Source organism: Bradyrhizobium sp. 197 (assembly GCF_023073375.1).
In the GTDB taxonomy this organism is placed as follows: Bacteria; Pseudomonadota; Alphaproteobacteria; order Rhizobiales; family Xanthobacteraceae; genus Bradyrhizobium.
The window spans coordinates 393,233-414,476 of sequence record NZ_JADPJJ010000030.1 but is presented as its reverse complement, the minus strand read 5'-3'; the positions used below and the strand labels follow the sequence as shown (position 1 = coordinate 414,476).

Sequence of the window (21,244 nt, the reverse complement as noted above, 5' to 3'; positions counted from 1 at the left end):
GCATAGCCCCATGCACTATTCATATGCTTGACATATAAATTCACCTATATGTATTTTTATCTCAAGCAAGAACTGGAGCGGGGCCAAGTGGTCGGCAGCGAGATGCTGCCGCCGCCGGCATGGGGATGCGTCAAGGAGAACGAGATGAAGAAGATTTTGCCCTGGGCTGCCGCAGCGCTCGCGCTCTCGCTGCCGGTCTCGACGCGACAGGCGCAGGCGCTGGAGCTGAAGGTCGCCGACTCCTTCCCCGCGGGGCACTATCTCGTCCGCCTGATGCTCAAGCCGTGGATGGACGACGTCACCAAGCGCACCAATGGCGCGGTGACCTTCACCTATTATCCGAACCAGCAGATCGGCAAGGCCGCGGACATGCTGCGGCTCACCCAGTCGGGCGTGGTCGACATCGGCTACATCGGGCCGTCTTATGTCTCCGACAAGATGCCGCTATCGGAAGTTGCGCAATTGCCAGGCGCGTTCGAAACCGCCTGCCAGGGTACGCTCGCCTACTGGAAGACCGCGCGCGAAGGCGTGTTGGCCAAGCAGGAATATGCGCCCAACAAGATCAAGCTGCTGTTCGAGGTGGTGCTGCCGCCCTACCAGGTGTGGACCGCCAAGCAAAAGGTCGAGACGACCAAGGACATGGGTGGCCTGAAGCTGCGTACCACCGGCGGTGCGCAAGACCTGACCTTGCGCGCGCTCGGCGCGGTGCCGGTGCGCATGGCTGCACCCGATGCCTATGAATCGCTGTCGCGCGGCACAATGGACGGCCTGCTGTTCCCGATGGAGAGCGTCGTTGCCTATGGGCTCGACAAGCTGGTCAAGCACGCAACGGAAGGCGTCAGCTTCGGCAGCTTCATCGTCGCCTATTCGATCAATCAGTCGGTTTGGGACAAGCTTCCGGACGACGTGAAGAAGGCGATGAACGACGCGTCGGAGGCGATCGAGCCTGTGGCCTGCGCCCACGTCGACAAGGAAACGGAGACGACCAAGAAGCACCTTCAGGGCCAGGGCGTCACTTTCGAGCCGCTGCCGGAGGCGACGCGCACCGAGATGAAGGACAAGCTGAAGGGCGTCGGCCAGGAATGGGCGGCTGGGCTCGACAGCCGTGGCAAGCAGGCGTCCGCCGCGCTGAAGGAGTTCGAAGGCCTGCTCGCCGCCGGCGGCGCCAAATAAGGCGCGAAGTAAGGCGCGAAGTCATCCGACAGGGAAGAAGGAGACGCGAGAGGTGATCAAGCGGGCGGGATATGTGCTCGGCGTGCTGGAACGCGCGCTGACGGTGATCGCGGTGGTGTTCCTATTCGTGATCATGCTGCTTGTCGTAACCGACGTGTTCATGCGCTACGCGCTGAACCGTCCGTTCTCCTTCACCTACGATCTGATCGGGCTTTATCTGCTCGCCGGCGTGTTCTTCTTCACGGTCTCGGACGCTCTGCGCGAGCACGCCCATGTCGGCGTCGATATCCTGCTGTCGCGCTTCTCGCCGGCGGGACGGCGGCTCTCGGAGATCATCACCGCGCTTGTGGGCCTGTTCGTCTTCGTCCTGATCTGCAAGGTCGGTCTCGAGCGTGCGATGGAAAATTACGAGCAGCATGACGTGCTGGCTGGCGCGATTGCCTGGCCGACCTGGATCTCGGCGGCGCTGGTGCCGCTCGGCTGCGGCGTGCTGGTGCTGCGATTGCTGCTCCAGCTCGTCGGCAATCTGCTGAGCCTCGTCAACGGCCGTGACCTCTATCCGCTGCCGCCGGTGACCGGCGTTGGCGAAGCACGATCCTTTGAGTAACGGCAGGCATTCATGACACCCTTCATCGTTCTCGCCCTGCTGTTCGGCCTGCTCGCACTCGGCACGCCCGTCGGCTTCGCGATGGCCTTTTCCGGTTCGGTCGGCCTCGTGATGGTCGGCGGCTGGAGCACACTGTTCGGCATCTTGCAAACCGCGCCGCTCTCGACCGTCTCCTCCTACGAGCTGATCACCATCCCGATGTTCCTGCTGATGGCGGACCTCGTGCTGCTGTCGGGTGTCGCGGACGATTTATTCAAAACGGCCTCGGCCTGGGTCGGCCGCATCCCCGGCGGGCTCGGCATGGCCACCGCGCTGGCCGGCGCCGGTTTTGGCGCGATCTGCGGCACATCGACGGCCTCGGCCGCAACCTTGTCCTCGACCAGCCTGCCGGCGATGATCCGCCAGGGCTATGAGCCGAAGATGGCCGCAGGCGTGGTCGCGATATCAGGCACGCTGTCGATGCTGCTGCCGACCAGCGTCGCACTCGTCATCTTCGGTCTCCTTGCCGAGGTAAATATCGGCAAGCTGCTCGTCAGCGGCATCATCCCCGCGATCCTCGTCACCATCACCATCATGGCCACGATCTACTTCCTGGTCTGGCAGGATCCATCGCGGGCGCCGCCCGCCAAGTCGGTGCCGTGGCGCGAAAAATTCGCGCTGCTGTGGCAGGTCTCGCCAATGGTGGTGCTGTTCTCGATTGTCACAGGCACGATCTATCTCGGCGTCGCCACGCCGACGGAGGCCTCCGCGTTCGGTGCGTTCGGCGCCTTCCTGCTCGCGATCGTCAAGGGCAAGATCACACCGTCGTCGCTTTACGCGACGCTGCTGCGTGCCTGCCATGGCACCTGCATGATCATCATGATCCTGGTCGGTGCGTCGATCTTCGGCTACTTTTTCACTCTCACCCACGTGACCCAGGACCTCGTCGCCTGGGTCGGCTCGCTGCCGGCCTCGCGCTGGGTCATCATCACGCTGATCCTGTGCGGCTACATCGTGCTCGGATCCTTCATGGACCAGATCGCGATCCTGGTGCTGACCGTGCCGATCGTGCTGCCGCTGATCAAGACGCTCGGCTTCGATCCGATCTGGTTCGGCGTCATCAAGATCGTCACCGCCGAGGTCGGCATGATCACGCCCCCGGTCGGGCTCAACTGTTTCATCGTCGCCCGCTATGCCAAGCGGCCGGTCGCGGAGGTGTTCCACGGTACCTTCCCGCATTTCATTGCGCACCTGATTGTCATTGCGATCCTGGTGGCGTTTCCGTCTATCATCCTCTGGCTGCCCTCGCAGATGGGGCGCTAGAACTAACGAGCCTCCACAAGGAGACCAACATGGATTTCGCGCTCACCGATCAGCAAGAGGCCATCCGCGGCGCCATCGCAAAGATCTGCGAAGGCTTTCCCGATGCGTACTGGCTGAAGAAAGACCATGACGGCGGCTTTCCGCACGACTTCCACAAGGCGCTGGCCGACGCCGGCTGGCTCGGCATCTGCGTGCCGGAAGCCTATGGCGGCTCCGGGCTCGGCATCACCGAAGCCGCGATCATGATGCGCGCGATCGCGGAATCCGGCGCAGGGATGTCCGGCGCATCTGCGGTGCACATCAACGTCTTCGGCCTCAATCCCGTGGTCGTGTTCGGCACCGAGGAGCAGCGCAAGCGCATGCTGCCGCCGATGGTCGAAGGCCGCGAGAAGGCGTGCTTCGCCGTCACCGAGCCCAACACCGGCCTCAACACCACGCAGCTCAAGACCCGCGCCGTCGCCAAGAACGACCGTTACATCGTCAATGGCCAGAAGGTGTGGATCTCGACCGCGCAGGTCGCGCACAAGATCCTGCTGCTGGCGCGCACCACTCCGCTGGAGGAAGTGCGCTCGCCGACGCATGGCCTCAGCCTGTTCTATACGGACTTCGATCGCAACAAGATCAAGGTCCACGAGATCGAGAAGATGGGCCGCAAGATCGTCGATTCCAACGAGCTGTTCTTCGAGGATTTCGAGATTCCGATGGAGGATCGCATTGGCGAAGAAGGCAAAGGCTTCCAGTACATCCTCGAAGGCATGAACCCCGAGCGCATCCTGATCGCGGCGGAAGCGGTCGGCCTCGGCAAGGTCGCGCTGTCGCGCGCCACCGAATACGCCAAGACCCGCGTTGTGTTCAACCGGCCTATCGGCAAGAACCAGGGCATCCAGCATCCGCTGGCCATAAACTGGGTCGAGCTCGAGGCGGCGTGGCTGATGGTGATGTCGGCGGCGTGGCAATACGACAAGGGCATGCCCTGCGGCGGCGCCGCCAATGCCGCGAAATACATTGCGGGTGAGGCCGGATACCATGCCTGCGAGCAGGCGGTGATGACCCATGGCGGCTTCGGCTATGCCAAGGAGTTCCACGTCGAGCGGTACTTGCGCGAAGTTCTGATCCCGCGCATCGCGCCGGTCAGCCCGCAGCTCGCGCTCAGTTTTATCGCGGAAAAGGTGCTTGGACTGGCCAAGTCATACTAGGCTTTCCCGCGGACTTTTCGGCAGGGCCGCCAATGAACCTCGCTCACCATCTCCTGCGTGCCGCCAAAGCCGATGCGTCCGCGCCGGCGCTGCTCAAAGGGTTGACGCCGGTTGCCGATTACGGCCGGCTCGCCGCGACGGTGGCGTCGCTGGCGGCATCGCTGCAGCAGCGCTTTGGTTTGGCCAAGGGCGATCGCGTTGCGCTGCTGATGAAGAACGTGCCCGATTACGTCGCCTGTCTCTATGCCTGCTGGCATGCCGGGCTGGTTGCCGTTCCCATCAACGCAAAGCTGCATCCGCGCGAGGTCGCGTTCATTCTCGACAACTCGGGTGCGGCGGTCGTCTTCGTGACCGAGGACATGGCGAGCGTTGCCTCCGAAGCGTCGGCGCTTGTTGCGGCCAAGCCGCGCATCGTCGAGATCGGCTCGGCCGAGCATCGTGGTCTCGAAAAGACTGACGGCATTGCCATCGCCGATGTCGTGAGCACAGATCCCGCCTGGATCTTCTACACCAGCGGCACCACCGGGCGTCCGAAGGGCGCGGTGTTGAGCCACCGCAATCTGCTTGCGATGGCGCTGAACTATCGCGCCGAGATCAATCCGGTCGTGCCGGGCGAAGCACTGCTGCACGCCGCGCCGATGTCGCACGGTTCAGGCCTCTACATGGTGCCGCACGTGCTCGGCATGGGGGCGCAGATCATTCCCGAGAGCGGTCGCTTCGAGCCGGACGAGATCCTTGAGCTGACGGCAAAGCGCGACGGCATCTCCTTCTTTGCCGCGCCGACCATGGTGCGGCGCCTGACCGTCGCGGCGGAAGCAGCTGGCGCGACCGCGCGGGGGCTGAAGACGATCATCTATGGCGGCGGCCCGATGTATGTCGCCGATTGCAAGGCCGCGCTCAACGTGTTCGGACCAAAGCTTGCGCAGATCTACGGTCAGGGCGAAACGCCGATGACCATCACGTACCTGCCGAAGTCGATGCATGTCGATGCTGGGCATCCGCGTCATGCCGAGCGCCTGGCGTCGGCTGGCATCGCGCAGGGCGTCGTACAGGTGCGCACCGTGAATGAGGCGGGCGGCGACGTTGCACCGGGCGAGGTCGGCGAGATCATCGTGCGCGGCGATACTGTCATGTCGGGCTACTGGCAAAATTCCGAGGCGACCGCGAACACACTGCGCGACGGTTGGCTCTATACCGGCGACATGGGGGCCTTCGACACCGACGGCTTCCTCACGCTGAAGGACCGCTCCAAGGACGTCATCATCTCCGGCGGCACCAACATCTATCCGCGCGAGGTCGAGGAGGTCCTGTTGCGGCATGAGGCCGTCGCCGAAGTCTCTGTGATCGGCCGTCCCCATCCGGAATGGGGCGAGGAGGTGGTGGCCGTCGTCGTTCCCGTCGCGGATAGGGCGGTCACGCGGGACGAGCTCGACCAGATGTGCAATGCCTGGATCGCGCGCTTCAAGCGGCCGAAGCACTATTATCTCACCGGCGAGCTACCGAAGAACAGCTACGGCAAGATCGTGAAGACGGAATTGCGCACGCTGCTCGGCGAGTCCTCCGCGCGCCTCAAACCGATGGATTGAGGTGGCGATGCTCGAGCCCGCGTCGCCGATCGACTTTTCCGGCCTGGTCCGTGAGGGTGATCTCGTCGTGTGCGGGCAGGCGACTGCGGAGCCGGTCACGCTGACAGAAGTGCTGATGGCACAGGCGGAACATCTTCCACCGTTTCGCATGATGGTCGGACCGGTGTTCTCGGAGACGTTTCCCGCAGGCCCCGCGCCCAACGTGTCGTTCCTGAGCTATGGCGTGATCGGCAATGCCCGGCGGCTCGCTAAGGCCGGACGGCTCGATCTGATTCCGAGCAACTACAGCGCGTTCTGCGCCGACTTCGCCGCGCGCCGCCACAAGGCCGATGTCGTTCTGGTGCAGCTTGCGGAGTCCAAGGGGCGGCTCAGCGCCAGTCTCTCCAACGACTATGTCATCGATGCCGCGCGCGGTGCGCGCCTGGTCATCGCCGAGATCAACCCGGATGCGCCTTTTACGTTCGGAGCGGAGTGGCCTGAGGACGTGACGATCCATGTGCGCGTCCCGGCCCGCTGTGCGCCAGTCGAGCTGGCGTCGCCGCCGCTGGACGATGTTTCGCGGCGCATTGCGGCGCATGCGGCGGGGCTGATCGACGATGGCAGCACGCTGCAGTTCGGCGTCGGTCGAATTCCGGACGCAATTCTCTCCTCGCTCTCGCATGTACGCAATCTCGGAATCCATTCCGGCCTGATCAACGACGCCGTCGTCGATCTGATCGAACGCGGTGCGGTGACGAATGCGGAGAAGGGTATCGATGCCGGGATCACGGTTACCAACCAGGTGATCGGGACGCAGCGGCTCTATCGCTTCGTGCACGAGAACAACGCTGTTTCGGTGCGGCCGACGTCATACACACACGGCCAGGACGTGCTGGCCCGCATCAACCGGCTGGTCGCGATCAACTCGGCGCTCCAGGTCGGGCTCGATGGCAGCGTCAATTCCGAGACGCTGAATGGCGTTGCGATCGGTGCGATCGGCGGGCAGCTCGATTTCGTGCGCGGCGCCAATGCCTCACCTCGGGGAAGGGCGATCATCGCGCTGCCGGCGACGGCTTCGGATGGCACGAGCCGGATCGTCGCCCATGTCGAGACAGTGACGACCCCCCGCGCCGATGTCGATGCCATCATCACCGAATGGGGCGTTGCCGAGCTGCGCGGCTGCGGCCTTGCCGAGCGTGCGCGCCGCATGATCGCGATCGCGGCGCCCGGGCACCGCGACGCGCTATCGGCGCAGCTTCGTCGATGAAGCGAAGCCCGTAGACGCTATTCGGCAGCGATCCGATCCATCGCCATGGCCCGAAGCCGGGCGCGCTGGATCTTGATGCCGTTCGCGCTGTCGGTGACGGGGAAGGCCTCCACGATATAGATCCGCGCCGGGACCTTGTAGCCGGCGAGCCGCTCGCGCAGGCGCGTGATCAACGCTTCCTGCCGCGGCGGCTCGTGGTGGGGTTCTTGGGCTGGGATCACGAAGGCAACGCAGCGCGCCTGTCCCTTCAGATCGACCGCGACGACCTGGGCGTCGGCAACGCCGGGGCACGATTTGAGCTCGTCCTCGATCTCGCCGGGCGCGACAAGGAAGCCGCCGAGCCGCATGGCGTCGCCCGCGCGGGTTTCGTAGACGAAGGAGCCGTCGGCGCGCAGCCGGCCGATATCGCCGGTGCGGAAGAAGCCGTCCGCGGTGATGGCGTCGCGTGTCGCCTCGGGATTGTTGTAGTAACCGAGGAAGCGCGACGGCGCGCTGATCTCGATCTCGCCGGAGACACCTTGAGCCGCGGGCTCGCCGGTCTCGGTGTCGCGCACGCGCACCCTCGTGTCGGGTGATATCGGCCAGCCGCCGCCCTCGATGCGATCAGCAAAGCCATCACTGGAGTGTGCGATTGAGAACAGCGCCTGCAGCTCGCTCGAGCCGTAGAGGCCGAACAGGGGCATGCCGCGGGCCTCGGCGTCCGCGGCGAGCTCGCGCCAGCCGGGCTGGAACGCGGCGAAGCCGCAGACCTCGAGATGCGGAAACGGACGCGGTGCATCGGTGAGGGCGAGGATGCGGCGGAACATCTCGTCCGAGCCGAATGCGTGCGTGATACCGCATTCGCCGAGAATCCTCAGCGCCGGCGCCGCCTCGAAGGCGTCGAGCACATGGACGGTCGCGCCCGCTGCGACGATGCCGAGCAGGCTTGTCATGCCAAAGGTGCCGCAGAGCGGCAGCATGGCCAGCAACGAATGGCGCTGCGGCGAGAGCTTTAGCGCCGTGGCAATGGAGACGGCGTGGCTCGCCAGCGTCCGCTGCGAATGCGCGACGAGTTTTGGTCCTTTGGTCGTGCCTGACGTCGTGTAGAGCAGAACCGGCAGATCGAAATCATCCTGAGCCGGCGGGGCAGACGGATAGGATCTGTCGAAGGCATCGAAGCGCACGCACGGCCAGTGTGCGGGAATCGCATCCGCGCCGACCACCGCGATCTCTCGTAGCGCAGGCACTTCGTCCCTGGCGACGTCGGCGAGGATGGCGGCAAAGTCGATCGCGCGGAATTCGGCTTCGACTACCATCAGCCTGGCGCCGGACAGCTTCAGGAGATGGGCGACCTCGGCGCTGCGGTAGCGCGTATTGACGGCGGCGATGATGGCACCGAGGCGGGCGACGGCGAACAGCAGCGCGATCCATTCGATCCGGTTGACCAGCCAGACCGCGACGACGTCGCCCTTGCCGATACCGTGCGCGGCAAGCCAGGCGGCGGTCTGCTCGATCTTTTCTGAGAACTCCGCGCGCAGGAGCGGCGTGCCGTCGAACACGAAGGCCGGATCGGCGGCGGCCTCGGTTCCGATCAGGGATTGCAGCGAAAAATCATTGGCGTTCATGGCAACCGGACTAACCCGATCGCGCAAAGCTGTCTACTTGGTGCCGAACATCCGGTCGCCGGCGTCGCCCAGGCCCGGCACAATGTAGCCGTGGTCGTTGAGCCGCTCGTCGATCGCGGCGGTCCAGACCGGCACGTCGGGATGCTCGCTCTGGAACTGCGCGATGCCTTCGGGCGCGGCCAGAAGGCAGACGAAGCGGATGTCGCGGGCGCCACGCGCCTTGAGCAGGGAGGCGCCGGCGCAGGCCGAGTTGCCGGTCGCCAGCATCGGATCCATCAGGATCACGGTGCGGTCCGACAGATCCTGCGGCGCCTTGAAGTAATATTCCACGGCCTGCAACGTCTCGGGGTCGCGGTAGAGCCCGATATGGGCGATGCGCGCCGAGGGCATCAGCGCCAGCATGCCGTCGAGGAAGCCGACGCCCGCGCGCAGGATCGGAGCCAGCGTGAGCTTCTTGCCGGCGATCTTGGGCGCCTGCATCGGCGCGATCGGCGTCTCGATCGCGACCAGCTCCAGCGGCAGGTCGCGCGTCACCTCGTAGCCGAGCAGCATCCCAATCTCGTTCAGGATCTCGCGAAAGCTCTTGGTCGAGCGGTCCTTCTCCCGCATCAGGGAGAGCTTGTGCTGGACCAGGGGATGGGCGACGACATTGACGTTGCTGATGCTCATGAAATCGCTCTACACGGTTCCGTGAAATTGCGCCAGATCGGACGAGCGTTTTTGGCGGGATACGCAGCCTCAAGCAAGGATCGCCACCGCCGTTCGCGCCCGGTTGCTTGCCTCGCAGGCAACCATAGTCAATTCCCGCTCGATTGCCGTACGCGTGGCGACGAGAGGCTAGATCCCAAGCCCCCGCGCCACGAGCGTGATCACGATCGTCAGGATCGCGCCCCAGACCAGGCTCAGCGTCATGGTCAGGATCGTCGTGGCGACCACCTGCTCGAGATTTCCCTTGAGGAGCTGCATGCTAGCCGTCCGAAGTCGGGGCTGCGGTGAGACGCATGCCGAGGAGCAGCAGTCCTATCAGGGCGATCAGCATGATGATCTTGAGCTCGATCATGTCTGTCGCCTTGCGGCGACGAGCGCCGCGAGCCGCTTGGCCCCTCCAGCAATCGTGCGGCCAGCACGATCAGCGGATTGCCGCGGTTCTCGATGTCGAGCTCAAAAATCCCGGTGGGAAACACCAGCGCGCACCTTGCCGGTTTGCTCTGCCGGTTGGCGAAATCGACCGCCGAACTCTTTAACAGGAACAGGCCGCCGATGCGCCCGTTCGCTTCCCGGACAACCCAGAGGCCGGCCGCGTTGCGCCCGATGAAGAACGCGGGAATGGAGGCGCTGACGACATCGGGATCGAGCGACTTGAGCAACACTGGCGTCTGCCGGGCCTCGGGCGCGCGAGGGGCAGCTTGAAGCGCGATTGCCGCCATCGCGGCCTCCTCACACATCTGCAAGGTCATGATGGTCTGCCATTCTGGTCAGGCGTGCAGGTGCCAGACATGGATCGCTGTCTTCAACGCGATGAGCGCGGTGAGCACGCTGCCCATCGAGAGCACGCCCAGCGCGCGTAATGCCAGGCGCTTGAGCTGGGCCTTGCGTGCCATCGAGATCCGTACCGGGCGTTCGACCTTCCCAAAGTGCCGGTCAAAGCCATGTGTCAGCATCGACATGTTGGAAGTCCTTATGCGTGGTGCGGCGATACGGCCGCTCCGACCCTGGCTCGTATGATGGATGTCGAAGCATAGGAATGCGAGACGACTGTCCGTGCAGCGATATAGGAACGTCATAAGTGCCGTGCCTACGCTCCGACGCTATCGTTCAGCTCCTCGTCGGCGATCGCGGCGATTGCTCGGGCGACCTCCGCTCGCGCAACGTCGTTCAGCGGCATGATCGGCAGCCTAGTATCCGGCCGCATCAGATCGAGGATGCTCAAGGCGCATTTCAGCGCCGCCGGGCTCTCCCGAGAGAGACAGGCGATAAGCGGGATGAGGCGCTTGTGCAGGTAGCGCGCCGATTGCAGGCGGCCCTGCCTCGCCTGTGAGAAGATCGTCCGGCAGAGATCCGGGGCGACATTGGCAATCTCCGAGATCGCGCCATCGCCGCCGCTCGCGATGAAGCTGAAGACGGTGGTATCGTCGCCGGACAGCAGGCGAAAGCTGGCCGGCAGGAGCCGACCCAAGCGCATCGGGCGACTGATATCGCCGCTGCCGTCGCGTAAGCCGGCGAATTGCCGGGATTCCGCGAGACGCACGATGGTCTCGTCCGCCAGCGGACGCAGCGTGCGCGAGGGAACATCGTGCAGGATCATCGGCAAACCGGTCGAACCGGCAATGGCGCGAAAATGCGCGAGCATCCCCTCCTGCATCGGCTTGTTATAGGCGGGCACGGCCGACATGATGGCATCGGCACCCGCAGCCTCCGCGCGCCGCGCGAGTTCGATGGCGTGGCCGGTCGCATTCGACATCGCGCCGGCGATAATTCGCGCGCGACCGCGGACGACGTCGACAGCAGTGCGAATGACGAGCTCCTGCTCGGCGGGCGAGAGCGTTGGCGCCTCGCCGACCGTCTCGCAGATCACCAGAGCGGGGACGCCAGCCGCAACCTGGCGCTCGCAGAGCGCGGCGAACGCCTCGAGATCGATGGCGTCAGCCGCGTCGAACGGGGTCGGTACGTCCGGAATGATGCCGGTGAACCAAGCTGAGGGAGGGATGAACATGGCTTTTCGCTCGAAGGCGCCGGCTCAGGCGGCGTGCCGCGAGATACTGCTGTTGCCGCTCTTGCCCATGTCGAGTTCGATCTCGCGTGGCAGCTCGACGATGGTCTCGGGATGCTGTCCGTTTTCGAATAGCGCATATTTGATGGCCTGCGCGCGGCTGACGAACAGGCCGCCATAGAGGCCGTTCTGCTCCTGCGCGATCCAATGGCCGCGACTGTTCCTGCCAATGAAGACGATGGTGGAAGGCGCTGCACGAGGGAGGTTCGATGAGTTTCACTTCGATATTCCTTCTGATCGCTACAGGTGGCGGCAGCATCGACCGCGCCTGCAGACTCAATATCTTTCCTTGCGAATATGATTTCGAGGGAGGCCACGCGACGATCTCATAGGAAGGTCGGAAAGGCGTGAGCCCGCCGAACCCGTCAGGCCGCTCTAGCCGAAATTGTCACAGACGACAGGTTCGTAAAGCGAATCCAGCGGCGCACGAACAGAAGGAACGCTGGGCCGTGACATCTCCGCGGCCAATGCCTGGGCCTCGATGAAGGCCGACAGCAGGGCCAACGAAAGATCCGCGTGGCGCGCTTCGACCGCGGCATCCAGCCAGTCCGGCAGCTCGCGCTCGCGCGAGAGCGCGCAGTGCCACTCGCCCTCGTCGTAGGCGATGCGGCGGACCTGCCACGTCGGCAGCTCGAGCTCCATCAGTGCCAGTGCGGCATCGGCCCAGGCTTCTGCGTCGAGCAGTCGCATGACGCGCGCGGTGCGGCCGTTTTGTCCAAGCGAGGGGAAGTGCCGACAGGCGTGGTCGATGATCTCGAGCATCAACGGTCGCGTCATTGCGCGCGCATCGCGCAGGCGTTCGCTGAACGAAGGTGGATCGTAATGTCGGAGTGCGGCGGTCATGTTCAGGCCTCCTGGAATTGGTGTCGGTCAGTCGGCCGGCATGCCCAAGATGGCTGGAAGCACGTTTGAAAACGAGATGAGGAGCGGGCGAGAGATATAAGCATTTCATAAGTGTGCGTATGCCTCCGGGTAAGAGGCAAAAGACAGCGCTCATTCTCGACTGTCATCTCCACCGAAGGTGAAGGCTTATAGAAACCGGCATTTTGAAAAGACCTTCCCCACAGTCTGCCTTAAGGATCGGTAGCGATGGTGACGGTGGATCGCGTCGCTGCGCCACCTGCCCGGAAAGACCGCCTGGAATGCGTTGTCAGTGTCGCATGGCCGCTGGCGAAGACGTGCCGGCCTTTATGAGATTCCTATAACTTCGCCATAGGCTTCATCTCGAAAATCTATGTACGCGGTGGCACTTCAGCACGGTGAAAGTCCCGGCCGGGCGCAGACACCCGTTGCATTCGCGCGGAGCAAGCAGCCTGCCGGCATCCAGAGATTGATTACGCCGGATATCGTCTAGCAATAAGGAGTATCGCCATGATGGACATTCTGATGCTGGGGCTGGGCTTCGCCTTCTTCGCCCTCGCGATCGGTTACACCTACGCCTGCGAACAGCTGTGAGGGAGCGGACCATGATTTTCGATTATGCGCTCGCCGGCACCGTCTCGTTTGGCCTCCTGATCTACCTCACTTACGCGCTGCTTCGGCCTGAACGGTTCTGACCGTACTGCTTCTCCTCGAATTGCTGCTGGCGGACGCCGTGCTCGTCGCCTGCCTGCTCTCGGTGCTCCTGCCGCTTATGCGCCGGGCACCAAGCCTGAAGGGTTGATTTCCATGACTATGATCGGTTGGCTCCAGATCATTCTCTTCTGCGTCATTATCGTCGCGCTCGCAAAGCCGCTCGGCTGGTACATGACGCGCGTGTTCAATGGCGAGCGGACGTTCCTGTCGCCGGTGCTGCGCCCCATCGAGGCCGGCATCTACTGGTTCTCCGGCGTGGACGAGAAGCGCGAGCAGCATTGGCTGACTTACACGGTCGCCATATTGCTGTTCCACGTCGGCGGATTCCTCATCATCTACGGCGTGATGCGGCTTCAGGCCGTGCTGCCGTTCAATCCGGCTGGTCAGGGGGCGGTGGCCGAGGATCTGTCCTTCAACACCGCAATCTCGTTCATCACCAACACCAACTGGCAGAATTACGGCGGCGAAAGCACGCTGTCCTATCTCGTGCAGATGCTCGGCCTGACGCACCAGAACTTCCTGTCGGCGGCAACCGGCATCGCGCTGGCGGTGGCTTTGATCCGCGGCTTCTCGCGCGCCTCGGCGCGCACTGTCGGCAATTTCTGGGTCGACGTTACCCGCACGGCACTCTACGTGCTGCTGCCGATCTGCATCGTCTACACGCTGTTCCTCGTCTCGCAGGGCATGCCGCAGACGCTCGGTGACTATGTCGAGGCGACCACGCTCGAAGGTGCCAAGCAGACCATCGCGGTGGGCCCGGTCGCCTCCCAGGTCGCGATCAAGATGCTGGGCACCAATGGCGGTGGCTTCTTCAATGCCAATGCCGCGCATCCCTTCGAGAATCCGACCGCGCTGTCGAACTTCGTGCAGATGCTCTCGATCTTCGCGCTTGGCGCCGCGCTCACCAACGTGTTCGGCCGCATGGTCGGCAACCAGCGCCAGGGCTGGGCGATTCTCGCCGTGATGGGCGTGCTGTTCGTCGGCGGCGTCGCCGTCACCTATTGGGCGGAAGCCAGCGGCACCTCGGCCTTTCATGCGCTCGGTCTCACCGGCGGCAATATGGAAGGCAAGGAGGTCCGCTTCGGCATCGTCGCGTCCTCGCTTTTCGCCGTGATCACGACGGCGGCGTCCTGCGGGGCGGTCAACGCGATGCATGACAGCTTCACCGCGCTCGGCGGCATGATTCCGCTGATCAACATGCAGCTCGGCGAGATCATCGTCGGCGGCGTCGGCGCTGGCCTTTACGGCATGCTGCTGTTTGTCGTGCTCGCGATCTTCGTGGCGGGCCTGATGGTCGGCCGCACGCCGGAATATGTCGGCAAGAAGGTCGAGGCGCGTGAGGTCAAGATGGCGATGCTCGCGATCCTGGTGCTGCCGCTGATGTATCTCGGCTGGACCGCGGTCGGCGTGGTCTATCCGGCGGCGGTCGCCTCGATGGCGAATGCCGGACCGCACGGCTTCACCGAAGTGCTCTACGCCTTCACCTCGGCGACCGGCAACAACGGCTCGGCCTTCGCGGGCCTCACCGGCAACACGTTATTCTACAACCTTACGCTAGCAAGCGCGATGTTCGTCGGCCGCTTCTTCATGATCGTCCCTGCGATGGCGATTGCGGGCTCACTGGCCGCCAAGAAATCGATCGCGCCGTCGGCGGGCACATTCCCGACCACGGGCGGCCTGTTTGTCGGGCTTGTCGTCGGCGTGATCCTGATCATTGGCGGCCTGACCTTCTTCCCGGCCCTCGCGCTCGGCCCGATCGTCGAGCATCTGGCGATGAACGCCGGTAACCTGTTCTGATTGTTGGAGCGACCTCCATGGATACGATGAAACTGCATAAGCGCGCGTCAATGTCGGCGATGCTCGACCCGAACATCGTGGTGCCCGCGATTGGCGCCTCTTTCACCAAGCTCGATCCGCGGCTGATGGTGAAGAACCCGGTGATGTTCGTGGTCGAGGTCGTGGCCGCGCTCACCACGGCGATCTTTCTGCGCGATGTCCTTACGGGAGGTGCGGGCCTGGGCTTTACCTTCCAGATCATCCTTTGGCTCTGGTTCACGGTGCTGTTCGCCAATTTCGCCGAAGCGGTTGCCGAAGGCCGCGGCAAGGCACAGGCCGAATCGCTGCGCAAGACACGCACCGAGAGCCAGGCCAAGCTCCTGGGTGGTGCCGGCCGGGCCTTCAATCTCGTGCCGGGCACGAGATTGAAGGTCGATGACATCGTGCTGGTCGAGGCCGGCGATACCATTCCCTCCGATGGCGAGGTGATCGAGGGCGTCGCCTCCGTCAACGAGGCCGCGATCACCGGCGAATCCGCGCCTGTCATCCGCGAATCCGGCGGCGACCGGTCGGCGGTGACCGGCGGCACGCAGGTGCTGTCCGACTGGATCCGCGTGCGGATCACGGCAGCGCAGGGGTCGACCTTCATCGACCGCATGATCAAGCTGGTCGAGGGTGCCGAGCGGCAGAAGACGCCAAACGAGATCGCGCTCAACATCCTGCTGGCCGGCCTCACCATCATCTTCGTGTTCGCCACCGTCACCATTCCGAGCTATGCGGCCTATGCCGGCGGCTCGATCTCGGTGATTGTGCTGGTCGCGCTGTTCGTGACCCTGATCCCGACCACGATCGGTGCGCTGTTGTCGGCAATCGGCATCGCCGGGATGGATCGCCTGGTCCGCTTCAACGTGCTGGCGATGTCCGGCCGCGCGGTCGAGGCGGCCGGCGATGTCGACACGCTGTTGCTGGACAAGACCGGCACCATCACGCTCGGCAACCGCCAGGCGACCTCCTTCCGCCCGGTGCGCGGCGTGACCGAGCAGGAGCTCGCGGACGCGGCCCAGCTCGCATCGCTCGCCGACGAGACCCCGGAAGGCCGTTCGATCGTCGTGCTGGCCAAGGAGAAACACGGCATCCGCGGCCGCGACATGGCCGAGCTGGGCGCCACCTTCATCCCGTTCACGGCGCAGACCCGCATGAGCGGCGTGGATGCCGGCGGCTCATCGGTGCGCAAGGGCGCGGTCGATGCCATGCTCAACTATGTCGGTGGCGGCGCGCCGCTGGCGGTTGCTTCAGGCAACACGGCCCGTGCTATCCAGCCTGCGGTGCTTTCCGATATCGGCCGAGAGGTGCAGACGATTGCGGACGAGATCTCCAAGGCCGGTGGTACGCCGCTGGCGGTTGCCAGGGACGGCAAGCTGCTCGGCGTCATCCAGCTCAAGGACATCGTCAAGGGTGGCATCCGCGAGCGCTTTGCCGAGCTGCGCCGCATGGGCATTCGCACCGTCATGATCACCGGCGACAATCCGATGACGGCCGCGGCAATCGCGGCGGAAGCCGGCGTCGATGATTTCCTGGCGCAGGCAACCCCCGAGGACAAGCTCAAGCTGATCCGCGACGAGCAGGCCAAGGGCAAGCTGGTGGCCATGTGCGGCGATGGCACCAACGACGCGCCGGCCCTCGCGCAGGCCGACGTCGGTGTCGCCATGAACACCGGCACCCAGGCCGCGCGAGAGGCCGGCAACATGGTCGACCTCGATTCCAACCCAACCAAGCTGATCGAGGTGGTCGAGATTGGCAAGCAGTTGCTGATGACACGAGGCGCGCTGACGACATTCTCGATCGCCAACGACGTCGCCAAGTATTTCGCGATCATCCCGGCGATGTTTTTGGCGTTCTACCCGCAGCTTAACGTGCTCAACGTCATGAACCTGTCGAGTCCACAGAGCGCCATCCTGTCGGCAATCATCTTCAACGCGTTGATCATCGTTGCGCTGATCCCGTTGGCGTTGAAGGGCGTTGCCTACCGTGCGGTCGGTGCCGGCGCGCTGCTACGGCGCAACCTGTTGATCTACGGGCTCGGCGGCATCGTCATTCCGTTCATCGGCATCAAGGCGATCGACCTCGTCGTCACCGCCTTGCATTTGGCATAACCCCGTCATTGCGAGGAGCGAAGCGACGAAGCAATCCAGACTGCCTCTGCGGAAAGACTCTGGATTGCTTCGCTTCGCTCGCAATGACGGAAGAAATAGGAGAAACACATGCTCAGAGAAATGCGCCCCGCCATCGTCCTCCTGCTGGTGCTCACCGTCATCACGGGCCTGGCCTATCCGCTCGCAATGACGGCTATTGCCGGCGCGCTCTTCCCCGCACGGGCGCAGGGCAGCCTGATCGAGAAGGACGGCAAGGTCGTTGGCTCCGCCCTGATCGGGCAGGAGTTCAAGGACGGCAAGTACTTCCACGGCCGTCCCTCGGCGACGTTGGCGCCAGACCCGAATGATTCGACCAAGACGGTGCCGGCGCCCTACAACGCGGCCAATTCGGGCGGATCCAATCTCGGTCCGACCAGCAAGGCGTTGGCGGACCGGCTGAAGGAAGACGTGGACAAGCTCAGGGGCGAGAATTCCAACGCCGCGGTACCGGTGGACCTGGTGACCACTTCGGCCAGCGGTCTCGACCCGGACATCTCGCCGGAGGCGGCACAATTCCAGGTACCGCGCGTCGCCAAGGCCCGAAATATGCCGGAGGACACGTTGAAGCAGCTGGTGGCCTCCGCCACCCAAGGTCGTTTGCTCGGCCTGCTTGGCGAACCCCGCGTTAACGTATTGGCGTTGAACCTCGCGCTCGATCGCGTGGCCGCGAAGTAGCGGTCTAGGCTCGTGGCATCAGGGTGATTATACTGGCACCATGGTCCGAGAGCGCCGCGATCCCGAACAACGTCCGTCGCCCGAGGCGCTGCTGGAAGCAGCGCGCAGGGAGGAGAGTGCGAGCGGCAAGCTGAAGATCTTCGTCGGCGCCGCTCCCGGCGTCGGAAAGACCTATGAGATGCTGCAAAGCGCACATGCCAGGCGCAAGGCTGGCATCGATGTCGTGGTCGGCTTCGTCGAGACCCATGGCCGCGTCGAGACCGAGGCGCTGGTGCGTGGACTGGAGGTGATCCCGCGCAAGAAGCTCGACTATCGCGGCCAGATGGTCGAGGAGATGGACCTCGATGCCGTGATCGCGCGCCGGCCGAAAATCGCGCTGGTCGACGAACTCGCCCACACCAACGGTCCCCTTTGCCGCCATCCCAAGCGCTATCTCGACGTCGAGGAGTTGCTGTCACACGGCATCGACGTCTATACCGCCGTCAACATCCAGCACATCGAGAGCCTGAACGACGTCGTTGCCCAGATCACCCATGTGCGGGTGCGCGAGACAGTGCCGGATTCCATATTCGACCGCGCCGACGCGATCGAGCTGATCGATCTCACGCCCGACGATTTGATCCAGCGCCTGAAGGAAGGCAAAGTCTATGTTCCCAAGCAGGCGGAGCGGGCGCTGGAGCATTATTTCTCGCCGGGCAACCTCACCGCGCTGCGCGAGCTCGCTTTGCGGCGCACGGCCGAACGGGTCGACGAGCAACTTCTCAGTCACATGCAGGCGAATGCGATCTCGGGCCCCTGGGCCGCCAGCGAGCGCATCCTCGTCTGCGTCAGCGAAGATCCGCGCGCGGCTGGCCTCGTGCGTTACACCAAACGGCTCGCCGACCGGCTGCACGCGCCGTTCACCGCGGTTTCGATCGAGACGCGGCGGTCCCTGCAATTGTCGGATGAGCAGCGCGATCGGCTGGCCGACACGCTCCGGCTCGCGGAATCGCTCGGTGGCGAGGCGCTGACGATTCCAGGCGTCGGCCGCCGCCTCGCGGACGACGTCGTCAACTTCGCGCAGGGCAACAACGTCACCCAGATCGTGATCGGCAAGTCGACGCGCTCGCGCTGGTTCGAGATGACGCGCGGCTCCGTCGTGCATGATCTGGTGCGCCGGTCCGGCAATATCAGCGTTCACGTTATTCCCGGCGACGAGCTCGCGAGCGAGCCGGCGCCGAAGACGGCGGTGCAGACGGCAGCGCGATCAGACCCGTTCGATGCCCGGCCCTATCTGAAGGCACTCGGGATCACCGCGCTTGGTCTTGCTGCCGCCGTCGCCATCAAGCCGTATGTCGGTATCGAAAACGTTGACCTGATGTTCCTCAGCGCCGTGGTGACCGTTGCCGTGCGCCACGGATTGTGGCCGTCGTTGCTTGCGAGTGTCGCGGCGTCGCTTTCCTACAATTTCTTCTTTCTGCCGCCGGTCTATACCTTCACGATCACCGATCCGACCAATGTCGCGGCGTTCTTCTTCTTCATGCTGATTGCGTTCGTGGTGTCGAATGTCGCCGGGCGGGTCCGCACCCAGGCTGACACCGCGATCGGCCGCATCAGGACCACCGAGCAGCTCTACGCTTTCAGCCGCAAGCTCGCCGGCACCGGCACGCTCGACGACGTGCTGTGGACGACCGCCTACCAAATCGCGCTGATGCTGAAAGTCCGCGTGGTGCTGCTGCTGCCGGAGGAAGGCCTGCTCACAGTGAAATCAGGCTATCCGCCCGAGGATGATCTCGATCAGGCTGACCTGGCCGCCGCCAACTGGGCCTGCAGCAACGACCGCCCCGCAGGCCGCGGCTCGGACACGTTGCCGGGCGCAAAACGGCTGTTCCTGCCGATGCGCACCGGGCGCGGCCCGATCGGCGTCATCGGCATCGACAACGACCGCACCGGCCCGTTGCTGACCCCGGACCAGCGCCGCCTGCTCGATGCGCTGGTCGACCAGGGTGCGCTGGCGATCGAGCGCGTGCTGCTGGTTGAGGACGTCGATCGCGTCAAGCGCACCGTCGAATCCGAGCGGTTGCGTTCTGCATTGTTGACCTCGATCTCGCATGATTTGAAGACGCCGCTCGCATCCGTGCTAGGTGCGGCCTCGACCATGCGCGATCTCGCCAGCGCGCTCTCCGACACCGAGAAGCGCGACCTGCTTGCCACGGTGATCGACGAATCCGAACGGCTCAACCGCTTCATTGCCAATCTGCTCGACATGACCAAGCTTGAATCCGGCGCCATCGTGCCCAACACCGCGTTGCACGATCTCGGCGAGATCGTCGGCAGCGCGCTGCGGCGTGCAGCCAAGATCCTCACCGCCCACAAGGTCGAACTGGTGTTGGCCGCAGATCTTCCTATGCTCCAGCTCGATGCGGTGCTGTTCGAGCAGGTGCTGTTCAACCTGCTCGACAACGCCGCCAAATATTCACCGCCCGACACGACGGTCTCGATCCGCAGCCGACGCGACAGCGATCACGTGGTGCTCCAGATTGCCGACGAGGGCGACGGCATTCCGCCCGAGGAGCTCGAGAGCGTCTTCGACAAGTTCTATCGCGCACAGAAGGGGGATCGTGTCCGTCCCGGCACCGGGCTCGGGCTCGCCATCTCCCGCGGCTTCGTCGAAGCGATGCGGGGCACGATCTCGGCCGCGAATCGCAACGACCGGAACGGCGCGGTTCTGACCATCCGTCTGCCCATTCCGGCCCAGACCCAGGCATTGGACACCGCCGCATGAGCGCTGCCCCGATCAAGGTGCTGGTCATCGACGACGAGCCGCCGATCCGCAAGTTGCTGCGGATGGGACTCTCGACGCAAGGCTATGAAATCCTGGAGGCGTCGAACGGCAAGATGGCGTTGGAAAAGCTTGTCGAAGAACCCGCGCTGATCATTCTTGATCTTGGCCTGCCCGACATCCAGGGCCATGAGCTGCTGCGCACCATCCGGGCCCGCAATGAAGCTGTGCCGATCGTGGTGCTGTCGAGCCGCGGCGACGAGGCCGGCAAGGTACAGGCGCTCGATCTCGGCGCCGACGATTACCTGACCAAACCGTTCGGTATGGACGAACTCCTGGCACGTCTGCGCGCCGCGCTGCGGCACCAGCTTCAGGTCCAGGGCGAGCGCCCGGTGTTCCGCACTGCTGACCTCTCCGTCGATCTGGTGCGCCGCATCGTCAAGGTCGGCGAGCGGGACGTCAAACTGTCGCCGAAAGAATACGATCTCCTGCGCGTGCTGGTGCAGCATGCCGGCAAGGTGCTGACCCATCGCTTCCTGCTTAGGGAGCTCTGGGACGAACTGACGGATGCGCAATACCTGCGCGTCTATGTCCGCCAGCTCCGCCAGAAGATCGAGGCCGATCCTGAACGGCCGCAATATGTGCTGACGGAGACCGGGATCGGGTATCGGCTAAGGGCGGGGGATTAGCTGCTTGCGGCAGCCACGACGGAGATTGTGGCGCGAGCCTCCATCAGCATCGTCATTGCGAGCGCAGCGAAGCAATCCAGACTGTCTCTCGG

18 protein-coding genes and 1 pseudogene are annotated in these 21,244 nt (G+C 64.2%); 12 read left to right on the top strand and 7 right to left on the bottom strand.

What is annotated here, in order from left to right:
* Window positions 1–144 precede the first annotated feature (144 nt).
* The 6 genes from IVB27_RS08430 to IVB27_RS08405 are packed head-to-tail and all read left to right on the top strand — an operon-like array spanning window position 145 to window position 7,110.
* Window positions 145–1,173 carry a TRAP transporter substrate-binding protein gene (locus tag IVB27_RS08430; RefSeq protein WP_247442855.1) on the top strand — a complete coding sequence of 343 codons (1,029 nt, stop codon included), beginning with the start codon at window positions 145–147 and terminating at the stop codon, window positions 1,171–1,173.
* A 52-nt stretch (window positions 1,174–1,225) separates the two neighbouring features.
* Entirely contained in the window at window positions 1,226–1,780 is a 555-nt protein-coding gene (locus tag IVB27_RS08425) for a TRAP transporter small permease (RefSeq protein WP_247442854.1), read from the top strand.
* A 12-nt stretch (window positions 1,781–1,792) separates the two neighbouring features.
* Window positions 1,793–3,082, top strand: coding sequence for a TRAP transporter large permease (locus IVB27_RS08420; protein ID WP_247350811.1), 1,290 nt, complete (start codon window positions 1,793–1,795; stop codon window positions 3,080–3,082).
* A 29-nt stretch (window positions 3,083–3,111) separates the two neighbouring features.
* Entirely contained in the window at window positions 3,112–4,278 is a 1,167-nt protein-coding gene (locus IVB27_RS08415) for an acyl-CoA dehydrogenase family protein (protein WP_247442853.1), read from the top strand.
* A 32-nt stretch (window positions 4,279–4,310) separates the two neighbouring features.
* Window positions 4,311–5,864, top strand: a complete 1,554-nt coding sequence (locus tag IVB27_RS08410) for a class I adenylate-forming enzyme family protein (RefSeq protein ID WP_247442849.1) — start codon at window positions 4,311–4,313, stop codon at window positions 5,862–5,864.
* A 7-nt stretch (window positions 5,865–5,871) separates the two neighbouring features.
* The gene (locus IVB27_RS08405) at window positions 5,872–7,110 is read left to right on the top strand and encodes an acetyl-CoA hydrolase/transferase family protein (protein ID WP_247442848.1); all 1,239 of its coding nucleotides are present in this window, start codon (window positions 5,872–5,874) and stop codon (window positions 7,108–7,110) included.
* A 17-nt stretch (window positions 7,111–7,127) separates the two neighbouring features.
* On the opposite strand, the gene IVB27_RS08400 is transcribed toward IVB27_RS08405, so the two are convergent.
* From IVB27_RS08400 to IVB27_RS08375, 7 genes and pseudogenes are all read right to left on the bottom strand, one after another.
* Window positions 7,128–8,714: an AMP-binding protein gene (locus IVB27_RS08400; RefSeq protein WP_247442846.1), complete on the bottom strand. Its 1,587-nt coding sequence runs from the start codon at window positions 8,712–8,714 to the stop codon at window positions 7,128–7,130.
* A 33-nt stretch (window positions 8,715–8,747) separates the two neighbouring features.
* Window positions 8,748–9,383, bottom strand: coding sequence for a uracil phosphoribosyltransferase (gene upp, locus IVB27_RS08395; protein WP_247442844.1), 636 nt, complete (start codon window positions 9,381–9,383; stop codon window positions 8,748–8,750).
* Window positions 9,384–9,551: 168 nt separating this feature from the next.
* On the bottom strand, window positions 9,552–9,680 hold the full coding sequence (locus IVB27_RS42955; RefSeq protein WP_256467627.1) for a hypothetical protein: 129 nt from the start codon (window positions 9,678–9,680) through the stop codon (window positions 9,552–9,554).
* Window positions 9,681–10,189: 509 nt separating this feature from the next.
* Window positions 10,190–10,381: a hypothetical protein gene (locus tag IVB27_RS08390; protein ID WP_247350829.1), complete on the bottom strand. Its 192-nt coding sequence runs from the start codon at window positions 10,379–10,381 to the stop codon at window positions 10,190–10,192.
* A gap of 128 nt (window positions 10,382–10,509) precedes the next feature.
* The gene (gene dapA / locus IVB27_RS08385; protein WP_247442842.1) at window positions 10,510–11,427 is read right to left on the bottom strand and encodes a 4-hydroxy-tetrahydrodipicolinate synthase; all 918 of its coding nucleotides are present in this window, start codon (window positions 11,425–11,427) and stop codon (window positions 10,510–10,512) included.
* Between the two features lie 24 nt (window positions 11,428–11,451).
* Window positions 11,452–11,704: pseudogene (locus tag IVB27_RS08380) on the bottom strand (hypothetical protein).
* Between the two features lie 155 nt (window positions 11,705–11,859).
* Window positions 11,860–12,327 (bottom strand): hypothetical protein, encoded by a 468-nt coding sequence (locus IVB27_RS08375; protein ID WP_247442840.1) that lies wholly within the window; start codon window positions 12,325–12,327, stop codon window positions 11,860–11,862.
* Between the two features lie 623 nt (window positions 12,328–12,950).
* Between IVB27_RS08375 and IVB27_RS08370 the strand changes: the two genes are divergently transcribed.
* From IVB27_RS08370 to IVB27_RS08345, 6 genes are all read left to right on the top strand, one after another.
* Complete coding sequence (locus IVB27_RS08370; RefSeq protein ID WP_008133410.1) at window positions 12,951–13,040, top strand: K(+)-transporting ATPase subunit F; 90 nt, start codon at window positions 12,951–12,953, stop codon at window positions 13,038–13,040.
* Window positions 13,041–13,152: 112 nt separating this feature from the next.
* The gene (kdpA, locus tag IVB27_RS08365; protein WP_247442838.1) at window positions 13,153–14,856 is read left to right on the top strand and encodes a potassium-transporting ATPase subunit KdpA; all 1,704 of its coding nucleotides are present in this window, start codon (window positions 13,153–13,155) and stop codon (window positions 14,854–14,856) included.
* A 17-nt stretch (window positions 14,857–14,873) separates the two neighbouring features.
* Entirely contained in the window at window positions 14,874–16,988 is a 2,115-nt protein-coding gene (gene kdpB, locus IVB27_RS08360) for a potassium-transporting ATPase subunit KdpB (protein WP_247442836.1), read from the top strand.
* A 108-nt stretch (window positions 16,989–17,096) separates the two neighbouring features.
* Window positions 17,097–17,702, top strand: a complete 606-nt coding sequence (locus IVB27_RS08355) for a K(+)-transporting ATPase subunit C (protein ID WP_247442833.1) — start codon at window positions 17,097–17,099, stop codon at window positions 17,700–17,702.
* A 40-nt stretch (window positions 17,703–17,742) separates the two neighbouring features.
* Entirely contained in the window at window positions 17,743–20,466 is a 2,724-nt protein-coding gene (locus tag IVB27_RS08350; RefSeq protein ID WP_247442831.1) for a DUF4118 domain-containing protein, read from the top strand.
* Complete coding sequence (locus IVB27_RS08345; protein ID WP_247442830.1) at window positions 20,463–21,152, top strand: response regulator; 690 nt, start codon at window positions 20,463–20,465, stop codon at window positions 21,150–21,152. Before IVB27_RS08350 ends, IVB27_RS08345 begins: the two co-directional genes overlap by 4 nt.
* The last annotated feature ends 92 nt before the right edge of the window (window positions 21,153–21,244 follow it).